We start from the raw sequence: 26,279 nt of genomic DNA, 5'->3' as shown, positions 1-26,279 counted from the left end.
GCTTCTTCGCTTCCTCCGGTAGTGCCGGCCCCTGGCCGACGACCCAGCATAATCGAACGGAGAAAGGCCCCGCCCTGTTCAGGGAGGGGCCGCCAGCATCCGGCCTGGGCCGGGTGGGTCAGTCGACGCTGATTCCGGCCAGTCGCTGCAGCGCTTCGGCGTACTTGGCACGGGTGCGCTCGATGATCTCCGCCGGAATGGCCGGGCCCGGGGCAGTCTTGCCCCAGTCCAGGGTTTCCAGGTAATCACGCACGAACTGCTTGTCGTAGCTCGGCGGGCTGGTACCCACTTCGTACTCGTCGGCGGGCCAGTAGCGCGAGGAGTCCGGGGTCAGCATCTCGTCCATGATGTACAGACGGCCATCGGCGTCGGTACCGAACTCGAACTTGGTGTCGGCCAGGATGATCCCGCGCTCGCGGGCGTAATCGGCGGCGAACTTGTAGATGCGCAGGGTGGCATCGCGCACGCGCTCGGCCAGGTCCGCACCGACCGCCTTCACCATCGCATCGAAATCGATGTTCTCGTCATGGTCGCCCACGGCGGCCTTGGTCGAGGGGGTGAAGATCGGCTCGGGCAGCTGCTCGGCCTGGCGCAGGCCATCGGGCAGTTCGATGCCGCTGACCTTGCCGGTGCGCTGGTAGTCCTTCCAGCCGCTGCCGATCAGGTAGCCGCGGGCGATCGCCTCGACCGGTACCGGCTTGAGTTTGCGGGTGACCACGGCGCGGTTGGCATACAGCGCCGGGTCCACGCCGTCGGGCAGCACGCTGGCCACGTCGATGCCGGTCAAATGGTTCGGCATCAGGTGCGCGGTCTTGGCGAACCAGAAGTTCGAGACCTGGCAGAGCATTTCGCCCTTGCCGGGAATCGGATCGGGAAGCACGACGTCGAAGGCCGACAGACGGTCGGTTGCGACCATCAGCAGGTAGTCCCCCGGCGGTGTGCCGGCGGGCAGCCGGTCGCGCGGAATGTCGAAAACATCACGCACCTTGCCGCGATGGCGCAAGGGCAGGCCGGGGAGATCGGATTGCAACAACGTGGTCGGCACGGGCACTCCTGAGGCTTCGTCATGACAGCTGTCCAGGGGACCCGGAGGGCCCGCACAGACAGCGGGCGGCCTAGTGTAAAGCGGGTTGGGCCCGCTGTGACGTAAAATGAGGATCCTTTGTTGCCACGGCCGCCCTGACGACCATGCGCTGGTACGGAAAACTGCTCGGATTCATCGCCGGCGCCCTGCTTTTCAGGCCCAATCCGCTGTTCGGGGCCGTGATCGGCCTGTTGCTGGGACATGCCTTTGACGCCGACTGGTTCCGCCTGAACAAGGAAAACCCCTACCGGGACCTGGGGCTGACCTCCGAGGCCACCGATGCCGAGGTCGATCTGGCCTACCGTCGGCTGATCTCCCAGTACCACCCCGACAAGGTCATCGGCGCCGCCCCGGAGCTGCGCCAGCAGGCCGAGCGCAAGTCGCGCCAGCTCAACGCCGCCTACGACCGCATCAAGACCCTGCGCAAGCGCTGAGTGCGCGCGGCCCCTCATTCCACGTCCTGAAGGCCCCGGCCATGTCCAACTGCATCATCGCCCCCTCCATCCTGTCCGCCAATTTCGCCCGCCTCGGCGAGGAAGTGGACAACGTGCTCGCCGCCGGTGCCGACTGGGTGCACTTCGATGTGATGGACAACCACTACGTGCCCAACCTGACCATCGGCCCGATGGTCTGCCAGGCGCTGCGCAAGCACGGCGTCACCGCGCCGATCGACGTGCACCTGATGGTGGAGCCGGTGGACCGGATCATCCCGGACTTCGCCGAGGCCGGTGCCACCTACATCAGCTTCCACCCGGAAGCCTCGCGCCACGTACACCGCACCATCCAGCTGATCCGCTCGCTGGGCTGCAAGCCGGGCCTGGTGCTCAACCCGGCCACCCCGGTGGACATCCTGGACTGGGTGCTCGATGACCTGGACCTGGTGCTGGTGATGTCGGTCAACCCGGGCTTTGGCGGCCAGGCCTTCATCCCCTCGGCGCTGGACAAGCTGCGCGCGATCCGCAAGAAGATCGATGCCAGTGGCCGCGACGTGCGCCTGGAAATCGACGGTGGCGTGAAGGCCGACAACATCGGTGCGATCGCCGCCGCCGGTGCCGATGCCTTCGTGGCCGGCTCGGCAATCTTCAATGCGCCGATCAGCTACCAGGACGTGATCGCGCAGATGCGCCACAACGTCGCCAAGGCACGGCGCTGAGCCATGACGGTGGCCACTGTGAACATCCGCGTGGCCACCGCCGAGGATGCGGCGCTGATCCTGCGCTTCATCCGCGAGCTGGCGATCTATGAAAAGGCCGAGTCGTCGGTGCAGACCGACGAAGCGGGCATCCGCGCCAGCCTGTTCGGTGCGGACGCAAAAGCCCATGCGCTGATCTGCGAAGCCGACGGCGCCGCGCTTGGCTATGCGGTGTATTTCTACAACTATTCCACCTGGCTGGGCCGCAACGGCATCTACCTGGAAGACCTGTACGTCAGCCCGGAGAGCCGCGGCAGTGGCGCCGGCAAAGCCCTGCTGCAGCACATCGCACGCATCGCCGTGGCCGAAAACTGCGGGCGTTTCGAGTGGTCGGTACTGGACTGGAATGAACCGGCGATCAAATTCTATGAGGCCGCCGGCGCCAGGCCGCAGAGCGAGTGGACGGTGTACCGGATGGAAGGCGAGGCGTTGCGGAAGTTCGCAGCGGGCTGAACGCAGGTTCTACGCAAAAAAAAGACCGCACCCTCACGGATACGGCCCTGGGAATATTCGGAGGCTGATCCTGCCTCCATCCATCGTCCCTGCTATGGCCTTTCATTCTCCGGCCCGACGATGACGCTTTGATGACGTTCACCGTGCCCGACGACGCGCGCTGCTAGCCTGCGCTTCCCCTGATCGTGGAAGTGCTGCATGAGCCGTACCCGCTGGCGTCTGATCCTCAACGGCAAGTCCACCGGCAACACCGACCTGCGCGAAGCCGTGCACGCGCTGCGCGAACGCGGCGTGACCCTGGAAGTGCGGGTCACCTGGGAGGACGGTGATGCTGAGCGTTACGTGGCCGAAGCCATCGCGCACGGCGTGGATACGATCATTGCCGCCGGTGGCGATGGCACCTTGAGCGAAGTGGCCGAGACGCTGGCGCACCGCGATGAGGCGGCCGACGCGTTGCCTTCGCTGGGGCTGGTGCCACTGGGCACCGCCAACGACTTCGCCAGCGCCGCCGGCATTCCCGACGACCCGATGGCGGCGCTGATGCTGGTCGAGCGCGAGCCGGCGCGTCCGCTGGATCTGCTCAGCATCGAGGCCGATGGCACGCACTGGTGGTGCGCCAACGTGGCCAGTGGTGGCTTCGGTACCGAAGTGACGGTGGAGACCGATGAAGGTCTGAAGAAGGTGCTGGGTGGGCTGGCCTACCTGGTTACCGGCATCTCGCGGCTGGGCCGGATCGACCCGATCCGGGCGCGTATCCGCACGGCCGATTTCAACTGGGAAGGCGGCTTCATCGCGCTCGGCATCGGCAACGGGCGTCAGGCCGGTGGCGGCCAGGTACTGTGCCCGGACGCGCTGGTCAACGATGGCCTGCTCGACGTCACCGTCATTCCCGATCTCGGCGGCGAAGTGGCGGCCACGATCGGTGCGCTGATCAAGGGCGGCAAGCAGGGCGCGCTGGAGCAGGTGGCCGAGCGTACCCGCGCGCCGTGGGTGGAAATCGACGCCGAACAGCCGATCACGCTGAACCTGGATGGCGAGCCGGTGAAGGCACGGCATTTCCGCATCGACTGCGTAGCGGGGCGGGTGCGTATGCATCTGCCTGCGGACAGTGCGCTGACCCGGTAGTGCCGGGCGCTGCCCGGCACGGTCAAAGAAGCGGGATGTCCTTCTCTTCCGTGGGGAAGCCGAAGGCTTTTCGTTTGTCGCGGATGCCGTCAGGCATGGGGGGGCGCGGGATGTTTCGCGCGATCAGCCATTGCTGGCACTTCTTCTGCCAAGGCAGGAGGTCTGGCGTGGTGATGCCCCAGTAGATATGCTCGGCCATGAACATTCGGTCGGGCTTGCCGATGGAGGATGTGAGCATCAGTGTGGGATCTGCACCGTGTTCAAGCAGCCAATACGCATGCTTAAAGCCACCGCGTGTGGTGTACCAGCTGAGTACAGTGTCCGCGCTCCCGCGATTTGACTCGTTTATCTCCGCCCCGTTCTCCACCAGAGTTTTGACGTTCTCCCACTGGTTCCCGGAAATAAAGGATTGAAACAGTAATGTTTCTCCGGCCGAGTTGCGCGTGTTGGGGTCGCCACCACGCTGCAGGAGCACCTGCAGGAAACGCGGATCATCCATCTTCGCCGCATAGACCATCGCGTTGTTGAAGTGGATCTCCTGTCCATTCATGAACTTCACACGTCGCGCATTGGGATCCGCGCCGTTCTCGAGCATCGCACGCAGGCCTTCAAGGTTCTTGGCGCGTAGCGGCCAGGCAAGCAGGGGCACTCCGTCACGACTGGAAAACGTGTTGTCGGCGTTGAAGCGTTCCTCCTTCATCAGGCGGGAAATGGTCTTGGCGTCACCCTCCTCACTGGCGACCGCCAGTTGCAGCGCCTTGCCATCGAAGTACTGGTCCGCGCCATGCCGGGAGGAAGAGAAGCAGCCAGCGAGTCCCAGAATCAAGAGTGCCATGAGCGCTCGGAGCATGTTCCGGCTGATGTTGTTCACGAAGATGGCCATCCTTGGAGTGTCGCTGCAACGTCAAAGAACCGGAATATCTTCTTCTTTGGAGGGGAAGTTGAATGCCTCGCGCTTCCTGCGGATGTGGTCTGGCATCGGCGGCCGCGGAATGCCGCGGGCGATCAACCACTGCTGACACTTCTTCTGCCAGGGCAGAAGGTCGGGCGTGGTGATTTCCCAGTAGATTGCGTCAACCATCCGCATGGGGGGCGCCTCTCCGGAACCAGTGAGAATCTTGGTCTTGATGGTGGGATCTGCACCGTGCTCCAGCAGCCAATAGGCATAGTTGAAGCCACCTCGACTGGTGTACAAACTCAATATCGTATCTGCAGAGCCGAGATTGGCTTCATTAATGTTGGCCCCATGTTCTACGAGCAACTGCACATTCTTCCACTGGTTGCCACTCAGGAATGCGAGGTACATCAACGTCTCTCTCGCCGAACTTCGCGTGTTTGGATCGCCGCCGTGTTTCAGAAGCAGCTCCAGGAATCTGGGGTCGTCCATTTTTGCCGCGTAGACCATCGCGTTATTGAAGCCGAGCCTGCGCGTGTCCACCTGCTTGAACTGGCGTGCATTGGGGTCCGCGCCGTTCTCGAGCAATGCGCTCAATCCCTCAATACTCTTCGCACGTAGTGGCCAGGCGATCAGTGGAATGCCGTCACGACGTGCAAACGTCGTGTCGGGATCGACACCTTCATCCTTGACCAGGTGGCGGATGGCTTCCTCATCGCCGTTCTCGGTTGCGATGGCTAGCTGAAGAGCCCTTCCGTCAAAATAGTCAGCGGCACCATGTGAAGACGACGCCGCGCATCCGTTGACAAGAAAAAGTGTGAGCCATGCCGCACTTAATAGAAATTTTGTCATCATGTTGTGAAGGCTGACGGGCATGATCATCCTGATGTTGATCCTCTGAAGGGATGACATTAGCAAAGTGTTCTGCTATTCGATAAGCAGCGCGGCTGAAAGGCGGCGCTTGCCGTCCCTGTGCAATGGAGCTTGCCATGAGTGGTCCCGATATCGAGACGCGTGCCCGTGTAATCCAGGAGCAGAATCTTCTTGTCCAGCAGCTGCGTGAGAGCGGCAATGACAGCCAAGCAGATCGACTCTTGGAAACCTATCATGCGCGCGAGATGTCTGGTCTCGCTGCAGACGTCTATCAATCGGCAAAGCACGAGGGTGAGCCGCCCGCTGGTTGGTCGCGCGCCAGTAAGGATCCTGAGGCGTTTCGGGCCGCTGGGGTCAATATTTCGGACGAGGAAATACGGGATCTGCTGGAGCCGCCGCAGTCCGGCTTCCGTGCCGAAATCTATATTCCCGACAAGCGCGTCTTTGGTGAAGATGCAACGCCGGTGGTCGTCTACAAGGGTTCGACGGGTGAGATCGTTGATCCGCTTGCCCCCGGTGGGAAGCGCGAGTCCGGGGGCGAAGACTTCCTCAACAATGGGCAGCAGGGTATCGGCATGCGCAGTGATTACTACGATCGCGCAATGCTGTTGGCGACCCGGTTGAACGCAGAAACCCGTGGCCGTTTCGAAATCGCCGGCCACTCCCTGGGCGGCGGCATGGCCTCGGCTGCCTCCGCAGTGACCGGCGCACGCGCCACGACCTTCAATGCAGCGGGTCTGCACCCGGAGACCACCGCGCGGTTTTCGAAGGAAAATGGCCTGCCCACCTTCAATACGCAACAGACGGTGCACACCTACCAGACCAGCGGTGAGGTGCTCAACGATGTGCAGAACGGGCTGCAGCGATTGAGTGACCAACAGCGCGCCGGCTACGGCCTGCTGGCCAACGAAGTGGGCCTGCTCATGCGCGAGCCGATGATGGAGAAACTGGTCGGCGACAAGCTGCGCGAAATGATGCCGGCGGGGGCGCAGACCTCGGCGGCGCAGTTCGTGGAGCAGCTGGCGACCAAGCCGGGTCAGGATGCGCTGCGCAACATCCCGGTGGCCGCGGGGCGCCTGGAAATCATGTTGGACGCCAAGACCCGCGATGCGCAGGGCAACCTGGTCGACCGCACTGCAACGGCTGCACCCAGTCAGGTCGCCGAGCTGGCCGGGCCGCTGTCGGCCGTGTTGCACGCCGGCGCCCAGGGCATGCGCGTCGGGCGTGTGGCGGGTGAGCAGGTCGAGCGCGTCGGTGCCGGTGCGGGCCATGTGCTGGACAAGGCTGGCGATGCGGCCGAGCAGGTGGCGCGCGTGCAGGGCATGGCGGTGGGCAAGGTGGTGGACATGGGCTCGGCGACCCTGCAGGTGGGGATCAAGGGCGGCACGACGGTGATCGCCGAAGGGCGCGAGCTCACCGGCCTGGTCGAGTCCACGCTGCATCGGGTCGAAGGCAGGGCGCAGTCGGGCGCGTTGTCCATCGCGGCCTGGGGCGCGGGTCTGCTCGGGCGGGACGATGTTGCCAGGGACCTGAGGGGTCGATCGGATGCAGCGCGTACCACCGGCGACGAACGCGCCGCACATGCCACGCGGCAGGCGCGCGAGGATGCCGTTGACGTCCGCGGCGTCGGCCAGCGTGCGGCAGCGGGCGTGGATCGCGGCGGCCAATGGGTAGCGGGTGCGGTGCGCGATGGCTATGCCACGGCCGGCGCCCACATCGACAAGGGCTATGATTTTGCCGGTTACCACGTCAAGCACGTTACCGCGCAGGCCCCGGCGGTGCTGGCGTCGGTAGGCGGTGCCACCGCAGCCATCACCGTTGCAGCCAAGACCCACGTTCCCACGGTGGAACGGCCGCTCAACGTGGCCAACCTCGCCGAATCAGCGGTGTTGATGAAGCGTCTGGGGCCGGCGTTCGCCGAGGCCGCCGACCGCCATGGCATGGATGCGACCGTGATTCCCAGCATGGACGCCGAGCTGATCAAACAGGAAGCGGCCGCACGCACACTGCTGCAGCAGCATCAGCGCATCCAGCAACCCCAGGATGGGCGGCAGACCGGAGCGGCGGCCGAGACCTTGGCCCCGCGGCTGGGCATCAACGACCCGAATCACCCGGACTACAGTCTGTTCAAGGGCGCCCAGAACGGCGTGCACGGCCTGGATGCCCACTACAACCGCACCCCCGACCTGCACAGCGACCAGCTGGCCGGGGCGTTGGCGGCCAAGGCCAAGCAGGAAGGGCTGCAGTCGATCGAACGGGTGGTGCTCAGCGAAGACCGCGCGCGCGCCTTTGCGGTGGACACGCCGGACCTGGCCGCGGTGAACCGCCAGCTGGCCCATGTCGAGGTGGCGACCGGCCGCCAGCAGCCGCTCAGCGTGAGTACCGAGCAGGCCGCCGAAGTGGACCGCCAGCACGCCCGGAGCGCCGAGGCCCCGCAACTGGTGGCCAGCGTGGCCGCCGAGCAGCAGGGGCAGGAACAGCAGCAGGCGGCGCGGCGGATGGGCTGAGGCCCGGCTGAAAGGCCCGTGCAGCATGGGCGGGCCCGGCGCGACGCGGGTCCGTCCGGCCGCCGCGGGTTCCATCCAGTGCCGCCAATGCGGTACAGTCGCCGGGTGTCCATTCTGACGACCCCGCATACCCTTTCTTCCGCTCGCCGTTGGTGGCGATGGTGGCCTGTTGCCGTCGTCCGTCCCGCCACCGCCGTTTCCCGGAAGGAAAGTCGTCTTGATCACGTTCGAGCAGTTCCAGCAGCAGGCCGCTGAAGGCCACACCCGCATCCCCGTCGTCCGCGAAGTGCTGTCCGACCTGGACACGCCGCTTTCGGTCTATCTGAAGCTCGCCGACGGCCCGCATACCTATCTGTTTGAATCGGTCGAAGGCGGCGAACGCTTTGGGCGCTATTCCATCATCGGCCTGCCGGCGCGCCGGGTGTATGCCTTCCATGGCCATACCCTGACCATCAGCGAGTCCGGCTCCGTGGTTGAAACCCGTGAGGTCGCCGATCCGTTCACCGAGGTCGAGGCGCTGCGCAGCGCCCACTCGGTGCCCAAGCTGGCTGGCTTGCCGGGCTTTACCGGTGGGTTGGTCGGCTGGTTCGGTTTTGAGTGCATCGGCTATATCGAACCGCGCCTGGCCCCGCCGCGAGGCCGCGACGAGCTGGGCACGCCGGACATCCTGCTGCTGCATTCGGAAGAACTGGCGGTATTCGACAACCTCAAGGGCCGCCTGTACCTGATCGTGCATGCCGATCCCGGCCAGCCCGGTGCGTGGGATGCCGCGCAGGCGCAGCTGGATGCGCTGGTCGCCAAGCTGCGTGCACCCGGTGCGGGCTACCCGGCGCCGATCACCCGCGACGTGCTCGACGAGAACGACTTCGTCTCCGGTTTCACCCGCGAAGGCTTCATCGCCGCAGTCGAAAAATCCAAGGAATACATCCGCGCCGGCGACATCTTCCAGGTGGTGCTGAGCCAGCGCCTGAGCGTGCCGTTCAAGGCGCGCCCGGTGGATGTGTACCGCGCGCTGCGTGCGCTGAATCCCTCGCCGTACATGTACTTCCTGGATGTGGGCGACGTGCAGGTGGTGGGCTCCTCGCCGGAGATCCTGGTGCGCCTGCAGGATGGTGAAGTCACCGTGCGCCCGATCGCCGGCACCCGCCCGCGCGGCGCGACGGTGGAAGAAGACAACGCGCTGGAAGCCGAACTGCTGGTCGACCCGAAGGAGCGTGCCGAGCACCTGATGCTGATCGATCTCGGCCGCAATGATGCCGGCCGTGTGTCCAAGGCCGGTACGGTGGAAGTGGGCGAGCAGTTCGTGATCGAGCGCTACAGCCACGTGATGCATATCGTCAGCGAAGTGACCGGGCAGTTGCAGCCGGGCCTGAGCTACACCGACGTGCTGCGTGCGACGTTCCCGGCCGGCACCGTCAGCGGCGCGCCGAAGATCCGCGCGCTGGAAGTGATCCGCGAACTGGAGCCGATCAAGCGTAATGTCTACGCCGGCAGCATCGGCTACATCGGCTGGCACGGCGATGCCGACACCGCCATCGCGATCCGCACCGCGGTGATCAAGGATGGCCGCCTGCATGTGCAGGCCGGCGCCGGCATTGTCTACGACTCCGATCCCGGCAAGGAATGGGACGAGACGATGAACAAGGGCCGCGCGCTGTTCCGCGCCGTCGCCCAGGCCGCCAAGGGCTTGTGAGTTTTTCCGTGCCGTGGCCCTCGCCACGGCAGCCGCTGCACCCCTCTGACAAGGAATACCGCATGAAGCTGCTGAGCGCATTGCTGTTGTCATCGACATTGGCCGTGGCGGCTGGGCCGGTCTGGGCGCAGGCCAATACGATTCCTTCCGAGCCGCACCTGCTGGTGAAGGGCAATGCGAGTCGCACCGTCCTGCCCGATCGCTTCCTGGTGAAGGTCGCCCTGGAGACAGTGGACATGCAGACCGACATCGCCCGACGCCGTGTGCAGGTCAACAGCGAACGGGTAATGCAGTTGTTCACGCACCATGGCGCCATTGCCGATACTGTGCGTGCCGACAACCTCAGCATCGCGCCGTCCACCCGCTATCGCGACGACAAGGATGTGTTCGAGGGCACGGCCGTCAGCCGGGATCTGGAAGCGGCGTTCCCCAGTGCCGAGGCGTTGCAGGCGTTTCTGGGCGAACTCAAAGCCAGTCGCGAAGTGCAGGTCAGCACGGCCACGCCCACCTACTCGGGAGCTGCCCGCCTGCGGGCTGAGCTGAAGGCGGAGGCCGCTGCACAGACGCGTGCGTCGGCCAAGGGCCTGGCTGCGGCATACGGTGCGCGGGTTGCCGGGCTCTACAGTATTTCCGATGTGGCGCCGAGTTTCGCCTATGGCGTACAGGCCGGTAGTTGGCCGACCGCGCCCGGCACGCCCATCAGCGACGACTACGCCGAAGGGAGCGCCTTGGATCGTGTCCAGGTAACCAGCTCCCGTATCGCGGCGGCTCCAGCCGCAGCTGGCGAACTTCTCGCCGCAGCTCCCATCACGTACACCGAAAACGTGTACGCCATTTTCCTCATTACCGACGGATCCTGACCATGTTGTTGATGCTCGACAACTACGACAGCTTCACCTACAACCTCGTGCAGTACCTGCAGACGCTGGGTGCCGAGGTCAAAGTGGTGCGCAATGACGCCCTGAGCGTCGATGAAATCGCCGCGCTCGCGCCCGAGCGCATCGTGATCTCGCCCGGCCCGTGCACGCCCAACGAAGCGGGCGTGTCGCTGGAACTGATCCGGCGGCTTGGCCCGACCACGCCAATCCTCGGCGTGTGCCTGGGTCACCAGGGCATCGGCCAGGTCTACGGCGGCGATGTGATCCGTGCCGGCACCATCATGCACGGCAAGACCTCGTCGATCCGGCACCAGGGCAAGGGCGTGTTCGCCGGCCTGCCGGACCGCTACCAGGCCACGCGCTACCACTCGCTGGTGGTGGACAAGACCACCTTGCCGGCCTGCCTGGAAGTGACCGCCTGGACCGAGAACGACGACGGTTCGATGGAGGAGATCATGGGTCTGCGCCACCGTGAACATCCGGTCGAAGGCGTGCAGTTCCACCCCGAATCGATCCTCACCGAGCATGGCCACGCCCTGCTGAAGAATTTCCTGCAGCGCTGAGCCGCGCCGCGCCCGCATCACAAGGACTCCCCGCATGACCTTCTCCCCCCAGGAAGCGCTGCAGCGTACGATCGAGCATCGCGAAATCTTCTTCGACGAAATGGTCGATCTGATGCGGCAGATCATGCGCGGCGATGTCTCGCCGGTGATGACCGCCGCCATCCTCACCGGCCTGCGGGTCAAGAAGGAAACCGTTGGCGAGATCGCCGGCGCGGCCACGGTGATGCGCGAGTTCGCCTTGCCGGTGCCGGTCGAGGACACGCTCAACCTGGTCGACATCGTGGGTACCGGTGGTGATGGCTCGCACACCTTCAACATCTCCACCTGCGCGATGTTCGTGGTCTCCGCCGCCGGGGCCAAGGTAGCCAAGCACGGCAACCGCAGCGTGTCCTCCAAGTCCGGCAGCGCCGATGCGGTGGAAGCGCTGGGCGCGGTGATCGAGCTGCGCCCCGAGCAGGTCGCGCGCGCCATCACCGAGACCGGGATCGGCTTCATGTTCGCGCCGATGCATCACCCGGCGATGAAGGTCGTCGCGCCGGTCCGTCGCGAGATGGGCGTGCGCACCATCTTCAACATCCTCGGCCCGCTGACCAATCCGGTCGGGGCGACCAATGTGCTGATGGGCGTGTTCCACCCCGATCTGGTCGGCATCCAGGCGCGCGTGTTGCGCGAGCTGGGCGCCGAGCGCGCGCTGGTGGTGTGGGGACGCGACAACATGGATGAGATCTCGCTCGGTGCCGGTACCCTGGTCGGCGAGCTGCGCGATGGCAAGGTGCGCGAATACGAGATCCACCCGGAAGACTTCGGCATTGCGATGTCGGCCAGCCGCAACCTCAAGGTCGACGGCCCGGAGGAGTCGATCGCGATGCTGCGCGGCGTGCTCGACAACCAGCCCGGCCCGGCCCTGGACATCGTGGCGCTCAACGCCGGCGCGGCGCTGTACGTGGCCGGGGTGGCCGACAGCATCGCCGATGGCCTGGCCCGTGCCCGCGCGGTGCTGGCCGACGGCAGTGCGCGCTCGCGCATGGAGCAGTACGTCGCCGCCACCCAGCGCATCCACGCCGCCGTCTGAGCGGCGGTTTCACGCATTGCCCGTGCCTGGCCGATAATGGCCGGCCTGAAGGACCCGACCGACATGAGCGACAAGAGCGACATCCTCGAGACCATCCTGGCCCGCAAGGCCGAAGAAGTCGCCGCACGGCGCGCGCAGGTGCCGCTGGAGGCGCTGATCGCCCGCGTCGAGCAGGCCCCGCCGGTGCGCGGCTTCACCGAGGCGCTGCGTGCGTCGATTGCCGCGGGCAACCCGGCGGTGATCGCCGAGGTGAAGAAGGCCAGCCCGTCCAAAGGCGTGATCCGCCCGGACTTCCGCCCGGCCGACATCGCGGTCAGCTACGAGTTCGGCGGCGCCAGCTGCCTGTCGGTACTGACCGATGTGGACTTCTTCCAGGGCAGCGATGCCTACCTGCAGCAGGCCCGTGACGCCTGCACCCTGCCGGTGCTGCGCAAGGACTTCGTGATTGACGCCTACCAGGTGTACGAGGCGCGCGTGCTCGGTGCCGACTGCATCCTGCTGATCGTCGCGGCGCTGGACGACCGCCAGCTCGCCGAACTGTCCGACCTGGCCATGCAGCTGGGCATGGACGTGCTGGTGGAAGTGCACGACATCGACGAGCTCGAACGCGCCATCCAGGTGCCGGTGCCGCTGATCGGCATCAACAACCGCAACCTGCGCACCTTCGAGGTGTCGCTGCAGACCACCCTGGACATGCGCCAGGCGGTGCCGCGCGACCGCCTGCTGGTCACCGAAAGCGGCATTCTGGCTGCCGAAGACGTCAGCCTGATGCGCAATGCGGGCGTGCACGCCTTCCTGGTCGGCGAGGCGTTCATGCGCGTGGAAGAGCCCGGCGAGGGTCTGCGTCAGCTATTCTTCAGCGCATGACTGCGAACTACCCAACGCCGCGCGAAGACGCCCCGCTGGTGGTCTTCGATTTCGATCACACCCTGTACGACGGCGATTCCGGCAGCCACCTGTTTGCGTGGCTGATCAAGCGCAATCCCCTGCGGTTGCTGGCCGCGCTGCTGGCCACGCCGCTGCTGGGGCCGCTGGTGGCGATGCTGCCCACCCGCCGCCGCGGCATCTCCGGCTATGTGTGGATCGCCACGTTCGGCCTGCACCGGGCGCGTGACTTCAACAAGGCGATCGACCGCTACGTGCTCACCCACGAGGCCGACATCCGCCGCCGACTGCTGCCGATCGCGCTGGATGTGTTCACCCAGCACCGCGAGGCCGGCGACCGCGTGGTGGTAGCCACCGGCGCGCCACCGGAGCTGGCCCGCGCCATCCTGGCTTTCGTGGCCCACCAGGACGTGCCGGTGATCGGCACGGAAGTGGGCCCGTGCCTGGGCGCGGTGATCGCCACCCGCCACTGCCACAACGAAGAAAAGATGCGGATGCTGCGCGAGCGCGGCTATGCACGGATCGCCATCGCCTATTCCGACAGCAGTGCGGACCTGCCGCTGCTGCTGGCCGCCAAGGCGCCGGTGGTGGTCAATCCGAAGGCATCGCGGGTGGCCCACTTCCGTCAGGTGTTGCCACCGGGCACGCCGATACTCAACTGGGGCTGTGTGGACCGGGCCGGCGATCCGGGCTGAGGCCTGATCGGAACCTTCGATGGCCGGGGCCGTCCCCGGCTGTCGTCAACGGCTCAGGCTGCGCGCCACTGCACGATCGCGGTGCCGATCTGGAACAGGCTGATGGTCAGTACCAGCACGCCGACCGCGACCAGCACCCAGCGTTCCTTGACCTTTTTCACCAGCAGCGCGGCGACCGGCGCGGCCATCATGCCGCCGATCAGCAGGCCCGCCACGATGTTCAGGTACTGCAGGCCCATGGTCAGCAGGAAGGTGATCGACACCGCCAGCGTCACCACGAACTCGGCCGCATTGACCGTGCCGATGGTGGTGCGGGCCTGGCCGCCGCGGGCGAGCAGGGTGGAGGTGGCCACCGGGCCCCAGCCGCCACCGCCGCTGGCATCAAGCAGGCCGGCCACGAAGCCCAGCACCGGCACCCGCTTGACCTCCTGGGCCGGCATCAGCCGCCCGGCCGCGCGCAGCAGGATGAAGATCGCCAGCACCAGCAGGTAGGCGTAGATGAACGGGCGGATGAATTCGCCCGGCAGCTGGGTCAGCACGTAGGCCCCGACCACGCCGCCGACCGCGCCGGGGATGGCCAGGCGCACGAACAGCCGCCGGTCGACATTGCCGGCCGCCAGGTGCGAGACGCCCGAGGCGCCGGTGGTGAACACCTCGGCGGTATGGATGCTGGCGCTGACAGCTGCAGGCGGCAGGCCCATGCTGAGCAGGACCGAGGAGGAGACCAGCCCGAAGGCCATGCCCAGTGCGCCATCCACCAGCTGCGCGCCCAGGCCGATCAGGATGAACCAATAGAATTCGCTGCCCAGCTCCATGCCTACAGCCTAGCGGCAACAGGTGAAGAGGGCGGTAGTGCCGGCCAGCGGCCGGCACGTCCCCCGCAGACGAGGGATCTCAACGGGTTCCGTACAGAACGACGGTCTTGCCGCGCGCATGCAGCAGGCCGTCGGTCTGCAGCTTCTTGAGCACGCGCCCGGCCATTTCACGCGAGCAGCCCACCAGCCGCGCCAGCTCCTGGCGGGACACGCGCAGCTGGGTGCCCTGCGGGTGGCTCATGGCTTCCGGCTCGCGGGACAGGTCATGCAGGGTGCGCACGATGCGGTCGGTGACATCCAGGAACGCCAGACGGCTGGCCTTGCGGCTGGTGTCCAGCAGGCGCTTGGAGATCTGCTGGCCCAGCGCGTACAGCAGGCGCGGGGCATCGGCCGACAGCGGGCCCAGGAACAGCTGATGCAGACGCTCGTAGCTGATCTCGGCCAGCTCGCAGGGGGTGCGGGTGCGCAGGATCACCTCACGGCGGTCCGACTCCACGAACAGGCCCATTTCGCCGACGAATTCACCTGAACCGAAGTAGCCGAGGACCAGCTCACGATCGTCCTCTTCCTCAGCAATTATAGAGACCGAGCCACTGATCACGTAGTAAAGGGTGCCAGCCGGGTCTCCTGGGCGGAACACGTCCGTACGGGCGGGATAGCGGCGCCGATGGCTGTGGGCCAGGAAGCGGTCGATGGTGGCGATATCCAGGGCCAATGGACTTGTGGCAAGGCGCACAGATGACACGTTGAGGCGCTCCCTTTGCTCATGAACAATTCACGGCTATGTGCCGCGAGCTTAACGATCCGATTTGTTAAGGGCAAACCGAGCACAGTCACTTCTTTCGATGCAAGTTTCGCCCCCGATCACTTTGCCCCATAATTGCGCCTTTCCCACCACACACAGGATCGACCACCGTGGTCAAGCCGTTGCCTCGCCTGAGGTTGCAGGGTTTCAACAACCTCACCAAGGCGCTGAGCTTCAACATCTATGACGTCTGTTACGCCCGCACCGAAGAGGAGCGTCAGCGTTACATCGAATATATTGATGAAGAGTACAACGCCGATAGGCTGACTCAGATCCTTACCGACGTCGCCGAAATCATCGGCGCCAACATCCTGAACGTGGCCCGCCAGGACTACGACCCCCAGGGTGCCTCGGTCACGATCCTGATCTCGGAAGAGCCGGTGATCGACAAGAAGCAGGCCGGCAAGGAGTTGATCTCCGACGCCGTGGTCGCGCACATGGACAAGTCGCACATCACCGTGCACACCTATCCGGAAACGCACCCGCAGGAAGGCATCGCCACCTTCCGCGCCGACATCGATGTGGCTACCTGTGGCGTTATTTCGCCGCTGAAAGCGCTGAACTACCTGATCGAGAGTCTGGAATCGGACATCGTGATCATGGACTACCGCGTGCGTGGCTTCACCCGTGACGTGAAGGGCAAGAAGCACTACATCGATCACAAGATCAACTCGATCCAGAACTTCCTGGCCAAGAACATCAAGTCGCGTTACGAGATGTTCGACGTCAACGTCTATCAGGAAAATATCTTCCACACGAAGATGCACCTGAAGGACTTCGACCTGGACCAGTACCTGTTCGAAGAGAAGGCCAAGAACCTGTCGTTCAAGGAACGCATGAAGATCGAGGCGCTGCTGCGTCGTGAGATCGAAGAGCTGTTCCACGGGCGCAACCTGGCCGAGTAATACAGTGGCGAAGGGTCGTGCCGGATGCGTTCCGGGCGGCCTCGTCCAGGCGGGATGGCCCGCCCTGTGGAACCGGTGTTTGCGCAAAACCGGGTTCCACGGCAGCGATCAACGACGGTCCGGTGTGAAAACACCGGGCCGTTTTACGTTATTGGACGGCGGTCCATCCGCAGGTATTCGTCACCAGACGTTAACAATAGGTGCGCGAAATCCTCCTGCCGCAAGCAACGGTGCACGGCCCTCCCGGGTAGTGCCGGCCGCTGGCCGGCAACCACGCACACCCCACCCGCTTACAAGCGGTAAGCGATGGTCTTCATCACAGCCGAGGCCAGCGCCATCACCGACGGAATCGGGAACGGCAGCTTGCGCGCGCCGGCATGTTCGGCGTGCTCGGCGTGGCGGGCTTCGTCGACCTTCATCACCTTGAGGATCTCCCGGCTGCGCAGGTCGGCCGGGGGCAGGGTGTCCAGGTGCTCGTCCAGGTGGGCCTCCACCTGGCGCTCTGTCTCCACCACGAAGCCCAGGTTCCAGCCATCGCCGCGCAGGCCGGCCAGAGTGCCGATGGTGTAGCTGCCGGCATACCAGATCGGGTTGAACAGGCTGGGCCGGCTGTCCAGCTCGCGCAGGCGCTCGGCGCACCAGGCCAGGTGGTCGGTCTCTTCCTGGGCGGCATCGAGCAGGTGGGCGCGGGTCTGCGGCTCGCGGGCGACGGCCGCCTGGCCGAAGTACAGGCCCTGGGCACAGACCTCGCCGACATGGTTGATCCGCATCAGCCCGGCCGCATGGCGGCGCTCGGCAGCGGCCATCTGTACGTCCGGGGTGGCCTGCGCCGGGTAGGGGCGGCTGGCCGGCGGGTTGCCGAACACCGTGTCCAGCGCGCGCTGGGCTTCGGTGAGCAGGTGGTCGAGCGGGGTGATCTGGCGGGTCGCGGTCATCGGTGGGGCAGCAGCGGGGGATGAACGATTCTCGCCCTCCCGGGCCGGTGTGCCAAGCCGGGCAGGGGGCCGGCTTGCATGTGGAGGGGGTGGCCGGTACAATCCCGCCTCTTCACAACGCGTGGCAGAGTTCCGGCCGCTCCATGGCCGTAATGAGCCCGACCTACTTGAGTTCTTTCATGAGCACTTTCACTGCAAAGTCCGAGACCGTCCAGCGCGACTGGTATCTCGTCGACGCTTCCGGCAAGACGCTGGGCCGTCTGTCCACCGAGCTGGCCCGCCGTCTGCGCGGCAAGCACAAGCCGGTCTACACCCCTCACGTTGATACCGGTGATTACCTGGTTGTCATCAATGCAGAAAAGATTGTCGTCACCGGCAACAAGCTGCAGGACAAGCTGTATCACCGTTTCACTGGCTACATCGGCAACCTGAAGACCGAAACTCTGGCCCAGGCGCTTGAGCGCCACCCGGAGCGTGTCATCGAGACCGCCGTCAAGGGCATGCTGCCGAAGGGCCCGCTGGGCCGCGCCATGTACCGCAAGCTCAAGGTGTACTCGGGTTCCGAGCACCCGCACGCCGCTCAGCAGCCTCAGGTTCTGGATATCTAATCATGGCTATCACTCAAAACTACGGCACCGGCCGCCGCAAGTCCTCCACCGCCCGCGTGTTCCTGCGCAAGGGTGCCGGCAACATCACCGTCAATGGCCGTCCGCTGGACGAGTTCTTTGGCCGTGAGACTGCACGCATGATCGTGCGTCAGCCGCTGGAACTGACCAAGAACACCGAAAGCTTCGACATCATGGTCACCGCCGCTGGCGGCGGCACCACCGGCCAGGCCGGTGCGATCCGTCTGGGCATCGCCCGTGCGCTGGTCGAGTACGACGAAACCCTGAAGTCCGAGCTGCGCAAGGCTGGCTTCATGACCCGTGACGCCCGTGAAGTCGAGCGTAAGAAGGTCGGCCTGCACAAGGCACGTCGCGCCACCCAGTTCTCCAAGCGCTGATCCATCGCGCCTGGCGTGGGATCCTTCGGGATCCCGCTGGGAGGACAGCAAAAGCCCGGCTTCGGCCGGGCTTTTGTCGTTTGTGGGGCGGAGCGGGGTGTGGCTGTGCTTCGGTAGTGCCGGCCGCTGGCCGGCAGCCCCACGGGTGATGGGTACGTTCCGTGGTTGCCGGCCAGCGGCCGGCACTACCGTGGGTTTCGTTCGCCGCACCAAATAAAACAAAAGGCCTGATCTTTCGATCAGGCCTTTTTGTTTTATTTGGCTGCCCCGGATGGATTCGAACCACCGATGCCTGAGTCAGAGTCAGGTGCCTTACCGCTTGGCTACGGGGCAAAATGTGCGTGCAAGTATTGCACTTTTTCCCTACAAAACCAAGCTCAACGTAACGAACTTGGTGGCTATGGGTGGACTCGAACCACCGACCCCAGCATTATGAGTGCTGTGCTCTAACCGGCTGAGCTACATAGCCTAGGGAGCCGGTAATTCTGGAGATGTCTGCGGGTTCTGTCAACACTTTTTCACCGCGCTTGTGAGTGGGCAGCGGGCGTGGCACAGTCCCGACCAGTAGATTTTTCTAGGAGTCCGCATCGTGATCGATCCGGACGGCTACCGACCGAATGTCGGTATTGTGCTGATGCGGCAGGATGGGCAGGTATTCTGGGCACGACGTGTGCGCCGGGATGGCTGGCAGTTCCCGCAGGGCGGCATGAATACCGACGAGACGCCGGTTGAAGCCATGTATCGCGAGTTGCACGAAGAAACCGGGTTGTTGCCTGAGCATGTTGAAGTGCTCGGTGCCACGCCGGGGTGGCTTCGCTATCGGTTGCCGGCACGGGCCATCCGCCGCAATGAGAAGCAGGTCTGCATCGGTCAGAAGCAGGTCTGGTTTCTGCTGCGCCTGGCCGGTGACGAATCCCATGTGACGCTGGACCATACCGACAGCCCCGAGTTCGATCAGTGGCGCTGGGTGGATTTCTGGTACCCGGTCGAACATGTGGTGGTGTTCAAGCGGGGGGTCTATGCCCGCGCGCTGCGTCACCTGGCGCCATTGGCGCGGGGGGTGGCGGGGACGGGGGTGGAATCGATGCCCAAGTCCGCACAGGAGGCCTGGATGCCCGGCAACGCCGCCGGCCACGACCGGCCGCGCAAGCGCACGCCCAGCCCGTCCTCCAGCAAGCGTGGCTACTGGCCGCGCAAGGCCAAGGCCGAGCCCGGGACACCCTGATCCCGGGCGTCTCGATGCGGGTGCATGAACCGTATCGAGAATGATTCAGCTTCGAAATTGACAACCATTCTCGTTTCGATTGGAATAGCGGCAGGCCATTTCTGGCCTGCCTGCCGAGTCCGCACGTGTACGTCTGCATCTGCAACGGGGTTACCGACCATCAGATCCGTGAAGCCGCCCACAGCGGTGTCGCGAGCGTGTCCGAGCTGACCATGCGCACCGGCTGCGGTGCCACCTGCGGTTCCTGCCTGGACATGGCGGCCGACCTGCTGGCCAAGGCTCGCGCCACCCACGATCTGCCGCTGCCGGTCCTCGGCCTGGCCCAGGTCGCCTGAGGTCGCTCCGCGCGCTGCGCCGCACGCGCAAGTGAGCACGATTCGCGTTCCTTCATGCGACGGATAAAGCCGCTACAGTGCCGGCGTTTCCACGCAGCAGGAGCAAGCTCATGAAGGGCGACGCCAAGGTCATCGAATTCCTCAACAAGGTCCTCTACAACGAGCTGACCGCCATCAACCAGTACTTCCTGCACGCCAAGATGCTGAAGAACTGGGGGCTGAAGGAACTGGCCGACCACGAGTACAAGGAATCGATCGAAGAGATGAAGCATGCGGACGTCCTGTCCGACCGCATCCTCTTCCTCGAAGGCCTGCCGAACTTCCAGGCATTGGGCAAGCTGCGCATCGGCGAGAACCCGGCCGAGATCCTGCAGTGCGACCTGAGCCTGGAGCGCGACGGCGTGGTGACGCTGCGTGAGGCGGTGGCCTATGCCGATTCGATCGGCGACTACGTCAGCCGCCAGTTGTTCGTGAAGATCCTCGAGTCCGAGGAAGAGCATATCGATTGGCTGGAAACCCAGCTGGACCTGATCGAGCGCATCGGCGAACCGAATTACCTGCTGACCAAGATCGAAGACTGAGTCAGTCCTGCAGCGGAACGCCCAGGCTGGCCTGATAACCGGCCAGCGCGATCCGCGCACGCGCGAACTCGGCGATCAACAGCGCCACCGCCACGGCGGGGCGCTCCAACGTACCGGCGCGTGCGTCATGTTCGATCCGCCGTGCCGCCGCGCTGAGCGCGCTGGCACCGACATTGGCACTGGCCGACTTGAGGCTGTGCGCGAGCGCGCGCAGCTGGTCCAGGTCGGCGGCCACCGAGGCGTCCTGCAATTGCCGGATCAGCGGCGGGCTGTCGTCCAGGAACACGCCGATGATGCGCGCGGTTTCCGCCCCGATCACTTCCTGCAGTTCATCCAATACGCTGGTATCGAGCACCGTCGGCGGTGCGTCGTCGTCCTGCGACGGCATTGCGGTGGGCAGTGCCGGCGGCATCGGCGTGGCTGACCCATCGCCCTGCCAGCGCTGCAGGCAGGCCTGGAGTGAGTCGCGGTTGACCGGCTTGGACAGGTAATCGTCCATGCCCGCCTGCAGGCAACGTTCGCGATCACCGGCCATCGCGTTGGCGGTCATCGCCACGATCGGCAGCCGCGGCATGCCCGATCGCGCTTCATGCGCGCGCCACTGCGTGGTGGCGCGGTAGCCGTCCAGCACCGGCATCTGGCAGTCCATCAGCACCAGGTCGAAGTGCTGCGTCTGCAGTTGCTGCAGCGCCTGTTCGCCGTCGTTGGCGGTGCTGACCTGGCACCCGAGCACCTGCAGCAGGCGCTGGGCCACCAGCAGGTTGGTGCTGTTGTCCTCGACCAGCAGCAGGCGCAGGCCCAGCTGCACGGTGTCGCGTTCGGCGGCGCGTGCGTCGACCTCGGCCAACAGCGGGGCAGGGCGTGCACTGGCGGTGGCCGGGCGCAGCAGCGCATGCAGCTCGGCATCGTTGGCTTCGCGCGGCAGCTGCATGGCATCGGTGTACAACAGCGGCGCCAGCGCATCGCGCCCCTGCAGCCAGAGCAGACGCGGCGGTGGCGTGCGGCCGTCGTGGACCACCGCGCGATGCAGCGCGGTGGCGCCATGGCGCAGCGCGTCGGTATCGGCGATCACCCAGACCAGCTCCAGTTCGATCCCCGGGCGCTGCGGCGCACGCAGGATGTCCAGGGCGGCCGAAGCGCTGTCGACCAGGTGCAGGCGGATGTCATGGTGCTCCAGCACCCGCTCCAGGCGCTGCCCCAGCAGCGCATCGTCGCTGACCAGCAGCGCACGGGTACTGGTGCTGCCCATCGCGGGCAGGTCACCGATGACTTTCAGCAGCGGGATCTCGAACCAGAACGTGGCGCCGCGGCCGGGGATGGAACTGACCCCGATGTGGCCGTGCATCAGGTCGATGATGCGCTTGCAGATGGCCAGGCCCAGCCCGGTGCCGCCGTACAGCCGCGTGGTGGAGGCATCGGCCTGGCTGAAGGACTGGAACAGCCGCGACTGCAGCGCATCGTCGATGCCGATACCGCTGTCGATCACTTCGAAGCGCAGCTGGTGCTGGGCACTGGTTTCACCCTGGCGCAGCACGCGCAGGCGGATCTGCCCGCGCTCGGTGAACTTGATCGCGTTGACCAGCAGGTTGCCCAGCACCTGGCGCAGCCGCACCGGATCACCGCGGACCGACAGGCGCACGGACGGGTCCAGTTCCAGCGACAGCTGCAGGCCCTTGGCTTCGGCGCTGCGCTGCATCAGCTGGACCAGGCCTTCGAGCAGTTCGCGCAGGTTGAACGTGGTGATCTCCAGGTCCAGGCCCTTGGCCTCCAACCGGGAGTAATCGAGGATGTCATCGACGATGCGCAGCAGCTGCTGCGAACTGATGGTGGCCGTCTGCAGCATCTGCCGCTGATCCTCGCCGAGCTGGCCGCCGGCGATCAGGTCCAGCATCGGCAGGATGCCGTTGAGCGGCGTGCGGATCTCATGGCTCATGGTGGCCAGGAACTCGCCCTTGGCCAATGCGGCCGCTTCAGCGGCCTGCTTGGCCTGCAGGAGCTCCTGTTCGAGTTTGTCCTGCTGCTGCATCGTGCGCTGCAGCTGGTCGCGCTCGTTGGCCAGCGCATCGCCGCGGCGTTGCAGCTGCAGCTGTCGCGCGGATTGATCGCGCCAGTGCCGTACCGAAGTCAGGCTGGCGATCACCGCCAGCACGGCGGTGCCTGCGGCGATGGCCGGCCACGGGCCGTTCGCACCGGTGGCCGCCATTGCGCCGGCGGAGGCGGCCACGGCAGCGGCCACTGCGGCCAGCCACAGGCTGAAGGGAACCCGTCCGTGGGTGGTCATGTTCACAGCACCGCGTTGTGGAAGTCGAAGTTCAGATCACTGCCGGCCGACTGCACCATGTTGCCCTGGATGAAATCGACCCCGCCCATCCACATCGCCGCGGCGGCCTGCGGGTCTTCGATCTGCTGGCCGATGATCTGCAGCCCGGCGCGGTGCGCCAGCTCGATGGCGCCGCGCAGTTCATCGCGGGTCTGCTGGTTGGCATGGCTGCTGGAGAAGCGCGCGGCCATGCGCACGAACGACAACGGCAGCTGGGTCAGCAGGGCGTTGGCTTCGCCGCCGGGTTCGAACTGGCTGAGGCAGAAACGTACGCCTGCAGCGCTCATGCGCGTGCAGAACTGCTGCAGGGTGACGGTGTGGATCAGCGCATCGGGCAGGCGCACGTCGATGATCAGTTTGTCGCCAGCGATCTGCCGGCGTTCCAGCGATTCCAGCAGCCAGTCGGCGAAGGCGTCGCGGGCCAGCGTGCGCAGCGACTGCGACACGAACAGGTGCAGCGGCTGGGTGGCATGCCGGTACAGATCCAGCAGGCCCAACGCATGGTCGAGTACCTGCTGGTCGAGGTCGGCGATGCGCCCGGCGGCTTCGGCGGCGGGAATCACCTGGCCGGCGGCCAGCACGCTGCCATCGGCCTGGCGCAGCCGCAGCAGCACCTGGTACTGCGCGGTGTTGCCGCCGGCCACGGCCACGATAGGCTGGTAGGCCAGTTCCAGTTGGCCTTCGAGCAGGGCCAGGTGTTCCTGCGCGGCGACATCCTCGCGGCGGACATGTGCGGCAACCCCGGCGCTGAGCAGCCGCGCCTGCAGGGTGGTGCGTTCGACGGCCTCCAGCGCGCTGCCGGCATCACTGAAACCGGGTGACAGCTGCGCATGCCCGACCACGCCGCGCAGGTGCACCGATTCGTCGTCGCGGATCACGAAGGCGCGCGTGGAGAGCTGCTCGCGCAGGTTCTGTGCGATCACATCCAGGCTCTCTTCATCGGCGCCGCGGGCGAGTACCAGGAAGCTGTTGTCGTTGAGGCGCGCCAGCAGGTGCGGATGCGCACTGTCGGCCAGCCGCTGCGCGGCCTGCACCATCAGCCGTTCGAACGCGGCATAGCCGTAACGCTCGCGCAGGCCCAGGGCACTGGCTACTTCGATGAAGAACAGGCCGCCCTGGTCGCGATGGGCCAGCGAGGCCGCCAACTGCTGCATCACATGGTGGCGGGTGGGCAGGCCGGTCTCGGGATTGTTCATCGCCGGGGCGCCATTGGCACCGGGCTGGGTTGCGGCCTGCGCACGGGCACGGCGGATCCGGTTGGAGACGGCCGCGATCAGGTGACGCGGCCGGATCGGCTTGCTGAGGAAGTCATCGGCGCCGCTGTCGAGCACCTCGAACTGGCGCTCCGGGTCGGGGTCGCCGCTGAGGAACACGATCGGCAGCAGCTGCTGGCCCGGCTGCTGACGGATCAGTGCGGTCAGCCGCATGCCGTCCAGCCCGGGCAGGTGCAGGTCCATCAGGATCAGGTCGGGGCGGTTTTCGGCGATGGCCTGCTGCACGCCTTCGGCATCGCTGTGCACGACGGCCTCCATCCCGGCACCGTGCAGCACGCTCTGCGCGAACAGGGCCTGCGAGCGATCATCTTCGACGATCAGCACGCGGTAGGGCGCATCCATGCTCAGCGGCGTAGCCGGGGCCTCGTCGCTGGCCAGCGGCGGCAACGGCGGCGGTGGCGCGCCGGTGATGGCGGCGCCCGGCGTCAACGGAACCACGTTGCTCGGCGCCGCCGGCGGCGCAGCCGTACCGACCCAGCGCTGCCAATGGTCGGCCGGCGGGGTTTCAGCGCGCGAGGCGCGGGTGGATGCAACAGCGTTTTCGTGGACGGCCATCAGTACTCCCAGTCTGCGGCGCAATTATGCAGTGCACGCCGTAGGTTACGGTGGTAGTGCGTCGCGGTTGGCGAGGCTGGCCGTTGCATTGGCCGGTTGCCGCAGCAGCCAGCGCATGCCTTTCCACAGGGCGCGCCAGACCAGCCAGACCACCAGTGCACCGACCAGGCTGCAGCCGACCACCACGATCAACGCCGCCCACGGGTGTGCCAGCGCCAGGGCCAGGCCGCCGACCACCACGGTGTCTTCGGCGGCGGAGGCGACCCAGTTGCTGGCCGGTTCCGGCGAGGTGTTGAGCAGCGCGCGGGTGCCGGACTTGAGCCCATGGCTGGCCAGCGCCACGCCGGCCCCGGCCACCAGCGCGGTGCCGCTGAGTTCACCGTTGGGCGACAACGTGGCGGCCGCCAGGAAGGCGCCGGCGGGGACCCGCGCCAGGGTCTGGACCAGGTCCCAGACCGAGTCCACCCCGGGAATCTTGTCGGCCACGAATTCCGCCACGGCCAGCGCGGCCGAGGTGCCCAGCACCCACCACGATTCGGTGGCCTGCAGGGCCGGTGGCAGGTCGACCCAGCCGAGCAGGCCGGCCAGCCCGACGCCGAACACGGTGAGGTACACGCGGATGCCGGCCAGCCAGGCCAGCAGGATGCCGACAACGAACAGATGGGCTTCGGTCATGGCACGCGCTCCGGCTGAAAAGTGTGCACAGGCCCACACTATCGGGGATGACGTCGATGAACGCCACCGCCGGCCACCCCGGCCGACACGTCAATTGCGCCAACCCTGACTTACACTAGCCAGTCGTTCGTTCCGACAGGGGCCGTGCCGGTATCGCCAAGCGCGCTGCCGTGGACATCCGCCATGAACAATCCAACACCTTCCCGTATCCAGATCCGCCGGCCGGGTACGCCGCCCGTGCAGGATCGCCGCCGCCTGGCCATTCTGGCCGGGATCTGGCTGGTCACCCTGATCCTGGCGGTGCTGCTGGGGCGCTGGCTGGGCAGCCCGGGCGGCGACGTCGGCACCCAGCTGGGCGCCGCCGAAAAGCGTGCCAACACCCTCAACCAGCAGGTGGTCGAGCTGCAGCAGAAGCAGGCCACGGCCGAAGCCTCCGACCGCATCAGCCGCGCCGCCAACAACGAGGTGCAGACCTCGCTGGGCGAACGCGACGAGGAAATCGCCGGCCTGCGTGCCGACGTGGCCTTCTATGAGCGCCTGGTCGGGGCGACCAGCCAGCGCAAGGGCCTGAACACCCATTCCATCGAGTTCTCGCCGGAAACCGGTGGCACCTGGCAGTACGCCGTGGTGCTGACCCAGAACCTGAACCGTGGCGCGATCAGCCAAGGCCAGATGCGTTTCACCGTCGAGGGCGTCAAAGGCGGCAAGCTGACCTCGGTCAGCTGGGACGAGCTGCACCAGCGCACCAAGGTGCCGGGCCAGGAGTATTCCTTCCGGTACTTCCAGCAGCTCACCGGCAGCGTCATCCTGCCGAAAGACTTCACCCCGCAACGTGTGCGGGTCACGCTGGGATCGGGCGCGGGGGGCGCCACCCAGGTTTTTGATTGGAAGCAGGCCGGAGCACCGGCTGCACCATCGGCGAAAGAAGGGGAGTAA

General features: G+C 65.9%; 27 protein-coding genes and 2 tRNA genes. 18 read left to right on the top strand and 11 right to left on the bottom strand.

Annotated elements, in window-relative coordinates:
* Window positions 1–118: 118 nt before the first annotated feature.
* Window positions 119–1,045: a phosphoribosylaminoimidazolesuccinocarboxamide synthase gene (locus tag AC3IPM_RS17965; RefSeq protein ID WP_489301600.1), complete on the bottom strand. Its 927-nt coding sequence runs from the start codon at window positions 1,043–1,045 to the stop codon at window positions 119–121.
* A 143-nt stretch (window positions 1,046–1,188) separates the two neighbouring features.
* Here AC3IPM_RS17965 and AC3IPM_RS17960 point away from each other — a divergent pair, with 143 nt between their 5' ends.
* The 4 genes from AC3IPM_RS17960 to yegS all read left to right on the top strand — a co-directional run bounded on the left by AC3IPM_RS17960 (window position 1,189) and on the right by yegS (window position 3,854).
* Window positions 1,189–1,518, top strand: coding sequence for a J domain-containing protein (locus tag AC3IPM_RS17960; RefSeq protein WP_489301599.1), 330 nt, complete (start codon window positions 1,189–1,191; stop codon window positions 1,516–1,518).
* Between the two features lie 41 nt (window positions 1,519–1,559).
* A complete protein-coding gene (rpe, locus tag AC3IPM_RS17955) occupies window positions 1,560–2,237 on the top strand; it encodes a ribulose-phosphate 3-epimerase (protein ID WP_489301598.1) in 678 nt (225 codons plus the stop codon).
* A gap of 9 nt (window positions 2,238–2,246) precedes the next feature.
* Window positions 2,247–2,729 carry a GNAT family N-acetyltransferase gene (locus AC3IPM_RS17950; protein WP_489304200.1) on the top strand — a complete coding sequence of 161 codons (483 nt, stop codon included), beginning with the start codon at window positions 2,247–2,249 and terminating at the stop codon, window positions 2,727–2,729.
* A gap of 198 nt (window positions 2,730–2,927) precedes the next feature.
* On the top strand, window positions 2,928–3,854 hold the full coding sequence (gene yegS / locus AC3IPM_RS17945; RefSeq protein WP_489301597.1) for a lipid kinase YegS: 927 nt from the start codon (window positions 2,928–2,930) through the stop codon (window positions 3,852–3,854).
* Window positions 3,855–3,876: 22 nt separating this feature from the next.
* On the opposite strand, the gene AC3IPM_RS17940 is transcribed toward yegS, so the two are convergent.
* Entirely contained in the window at window positions 3,877–4,725 is an 849-nt protein-coding gene (locus AC3IPM_RS17940) for an ankyrin repeat domain-containing protein (protein ID WP_489301596.1), read from the bottom strand.
* Window positions 4,726–4,758: 33 nt separating this feature from the next.
* Complete coding sequence (locus AC3IPM_RS17935) at window positions 4,759–5,631, bottom strand: ankyrin repeat domain-containing protein (protein WP_489301595.1); 873 nt, start codon at window positions 5,629–5,631, stop codon at window positions 4,759–4,761.
* A gap of 107 nt (window positions 5,632–5,738) precedes the next feature.
* Between AC3IPM_RS17935 and AC3IPM_RS17930 the strand changes: the two genes are divergently transcribed.
* The 7 genes from AC3IPM_RS17930 (at window position 5,739) to AC3IPM_RS17900 (ending at window position 13,915) form a co-directional block, all read left to right on the top strand.
* Window positions 5,739–8,129: a Tle-like phospholipase domain-containing protein gene (locus AC3IPM_RS17930; protein WP_489301594.1), complete on the top strand. Its 2,391-nt coding sequence runs from the start codon at window positions 5,739–5,741 to the stop codon at window positions 8,127–8,129.
* A 217-nt stretch (window positions 8,130–8,346) separates the two neighbouring features.
* Window positions 8,347–9,822 (top strand): anthranilate synthase component I, encoded by a 1,476-nt coding sequence (trpE, locus tag AC3IPM_RS17925; RefSeq protein WP_489301593.1) that lies wholly within the window; start codon window positions 8,347–8,349, stop codon window positions 9,820–9,822.
* Window positions 9,823–9,884: 62 nt separating this feature from the next.
* On the top strand, window positions 9,885–10,682 hold the full coding sequence (locus AC3IPM_RS17920) for an SIMPL domain-containing protein (RefSeq protein ID WP_489301592.1): 798 nt from the start codon (window positions 9,885–9,887) through the stop codon (window positions 10,680–10,682).
* A gap of 2 nt (window positions 10,683–10,684) precedes the next feature.
* A complete protein-coding gene (locus AC3IPM_RS17915; protein WP_489301591.1) occupies window positions 10,685–11,263 on the top strand; it encodes an anthranilate synthase component II in 579 nt (192 codons plus the stop codon).
* A gap of 34 nt (window positions 11,264–11,297) precedes the next feature.
* On the top strand, window positions 11,298–12,335 hold the full coding sequence (gene trpD, locus AC3IPM_RS17910; RefSeq protein ID WP_489301590.1) for an anthranilate phosphoribosyltransferase: 1,038 nt from the start codon (window positions 11,298–11,300) through the stop codon (window positions 12,333–12,335).
* Between the two features lie 63 nt (window positions 12,336–12,398).
* Window positions 12,399–13,202 (top strand): indole-3-glycerol phosphate synthase TrpC, encoded by an 804-nt coding sequence (gene trpC, locus AC3IPM_RS17905; RefSeq protein WP_489301589.1) that lies wholly within the window; start codon window positions 12,399–12,401, stop codon window positions 13,200–13,202.
* The gene (locus AC3IPM_RS17900) at window positions 13,199–13,915 is read left to right on the top strand and encodes a haloacid dehalogenase-like hydrolase (protein WP_489301588.1); all 717 of its coding nucleotides are present in this window, start codon (window positions 13,199–13,201) and stop codon (window positions 13,913–13,915) included. The genes trpC and AC3IPM_RS17900 overlap by 4 nt, the downstream gene beginning before the upstream one ends.
* Window positions 13,916–13,968: 53 nt before the next feature.
* On the opposite strand, the gene AC3IPM_RS17895 is transcribed toward AC3IPM_RS17900, so the two are convergent.
* Window positions 13,969–14,730, bottom strand: coding sequence for a sulfite exporter TauE/SafE family protein (locus AC3IPM_RS17895; protein ID WP_489301587.1), 762 nt, complete (start codon window positions 14,728–14,730; stop codon window positions 13,969–13,971).
* A gap of 79 nt (window positions 14,731–14,809) precedes the next feature.
* Window positions 14,810–15,475, bottom strand: a complete 666-nt coding sequence (gene crp / locus AC3IPM_RS17890; protein WP_489301586.1) for a cAMP-activated global transcriptional regulator CRP — start codon at window positions 15,473–15,475, stop codon at window positions 14,810–14,812.
* A 170-nt stretch (window positions 15,476–15,645) separates the two neighbouring features.
* Here crp and speD point away from each other — a divergent pair, with 170 nt between their 5' ends.
* Entirely contained in the window at window positions 15,646–16,440 is a 795-nt protein-coding gene (gene speD, locus AC3IPM_RS17885) for an adenosylmethionine decarboxylase (RefSeq protein ID WP_019185315.1), read from the top strand.
* 290 nt (window positions 16,441–16,730) lie between these two features.
* Here speD and coq7 read toward each other — a convergent pair whose 3' ends face one another.
* Window positions 16,731–17,375 carry a 2-polyprenyl-3-methyl-6-methoxy-1,4-benzoquinone monooxygenase gene (gene coq7 / locus AC3IPM_RS17880; protein WP_489301585.1) on the bottom strand — a complete coding sequence of 215 codons (645 nt, stop codon included), beginning with the start codon at window positions 17,373–17,375 and terminating at the stop codon, window positions 16,731–16,733.
* Between the two features lie 179 nt (window positions 17,376–17,554).
* Between coq7 and rplM the strand changes: the two genes are divergently transcribed.
* The gene (gene rplM / locus AC3IPM_RS17875; protein ID WP_038685795.1) at window positions 17,555–17,983 is read left to right on the top strand and encodes a 50S ribosomal protein L13; all 429 of its coding nucleotides are present in this window, start codon (window positions 17,555–17,557) and stop codon (window positions 17,981–17,983) included.
* A gap of 2 nt (window positions 17,984–17,985) precedes the next feature.
* Entirely contained in the window at window positions 17,986–18,378 is a 393-nt protein-coding gene (gene rpsI / locus AC3IPM_RS17870; RefSeq protein WP_017354549.1) for a 30S ribosomal protein S9, read from the top strand.
* Between the two features lie 259 nt (window positions 18,379–18,637).
* Here the strand turns inward: rpsI and AC3IPM_RS17865 are convergent.
* A tRNA-Gln gene (locus AC3IPM_RS17865) sits at window positions 18,638–18,711 on the bottom strand.
* Between the two features lie 59 nt (window positions 18,712–18,770).
* Window positions 18,771–18,847, bottom strand: a tRNA-Met gene (locus AC3IPM_RS17860).
* A gap of 120 nt (window positions 18,848–18,967) precedes the next feature.
* On the opposite strand from AC3IPM_RS17860, the gene AC3IPM_RS17855 reads away from it, so the two are divergent.
* The 3 genes from AC3IPM_RS17855 to bfr all read left to right on the top strand — a co-directional run bounded on the left by AC3IPM_RS17855 (window position 18,968) and on the right by bfr (window position 20,519).
* A complete protein-coding gene (locus tag AC3IPM_RS17855; protein WP_489301584.1) occupies window positions 18,968–19,603 on the top strand; it encodes an RNA pyrophosphohydrolase in 636 nt (211 codons plus the stop codon).
* Between the two features lie 125 nt (window positions 19,604–19,728).
* Window positions 19,729–19,938 carry a (2Fe-2S)-binding protein gene (locus tag AC3IPM_RS17850; RefSeq protein ID WP_026070525.1) on the top strand — a complete coding sequence of 70 codons (210 nt, stop codon included), beginning with the start codon at window positions 19,729–19,731 and terminating at the stop codon, window positions 19,936–19,938.
* A 110-nt stretch (window positions 19,939–20,048) separates the two neighbouring features.
* Window positions 20,049–20,519, top strand: a complete 471-nt coding sequence (bfr, locus tag AC3IPM_RS17845) for a bacterioferritin (protein WP_489301583.1) — start codon at window positions 20,049–20,051, stop codon at window positions 20,517–20,519.
* A 1-nt stretch (window position 20,520) separates the two neighbouring features.
* On the opposite strand, the gene AC3IPM_RS17840 is transcribed toward bfr, so the two are convergent.
* The 3 genes from AC3IPM_RS17840 to AC3IPM_RS17830 are packed head-to-tail and all read right to left on the bottom strand — an operon-like array spanning window position 20,521 to window position 25,343.
* Entirely contained in the window at window positions 20,521–22,800 is a 2,280-nt protein-coding gene (locus tag AC3IPM_RS17840; protein WP_489301582.1) for a response regulator, read from the bottom strand.
* 2 nt (window positions 22,801–22,802) lie between these two features.
* Window positions 22,803–24,668, bottom strand: a complete 1,866-nt coding sequence (locus AC3IPM_RS17835; RefSeq protein WP_489301581.1) for an EAL domain-containing protein — start codon at window positions 24,666–24,668, stop codon at window positions 22,803–22,805.
* A gap of 45 nt (window positions 24,669–24,713) precedes the next feature.
* A complete protein-coding gene (locus AC3IPM_RS17830; RefSeq protein WP_489301580.1) occupies window positions 24,714–25,343 on the bottom strand; it encodes a DUF4126 domain-containing protein in 630 nt (209 codons plus the stop codon).
* 183 nt (window positions 25,344–25,526) lie between these two features.
* Here AC3IPM_RS17830 and AC3IPM_RS17825 point away from each other — a divergent pair, with 183 nt between their 5' ends.
* The gene (locus AC3IPM_RS17825) at window positions 25,527–26,279 is read left to right on the top strand and encodes a DUF6776 family protein (protein WP_489301579.1); all 753 of its coding nucleotides are present in this window, start codon (window positions 25,527–25,529) and stop codon (window positions 26,277–26,279) included.

The sequence above is a fragment of the Stenotrophomonas sp. GL_111 genome (genome assembly GCF_057835245.1).
Note: the sequence above shows the minus strand (reverse complement) of the source record. Positions and strands in the feature narration are given on the sequence as shown.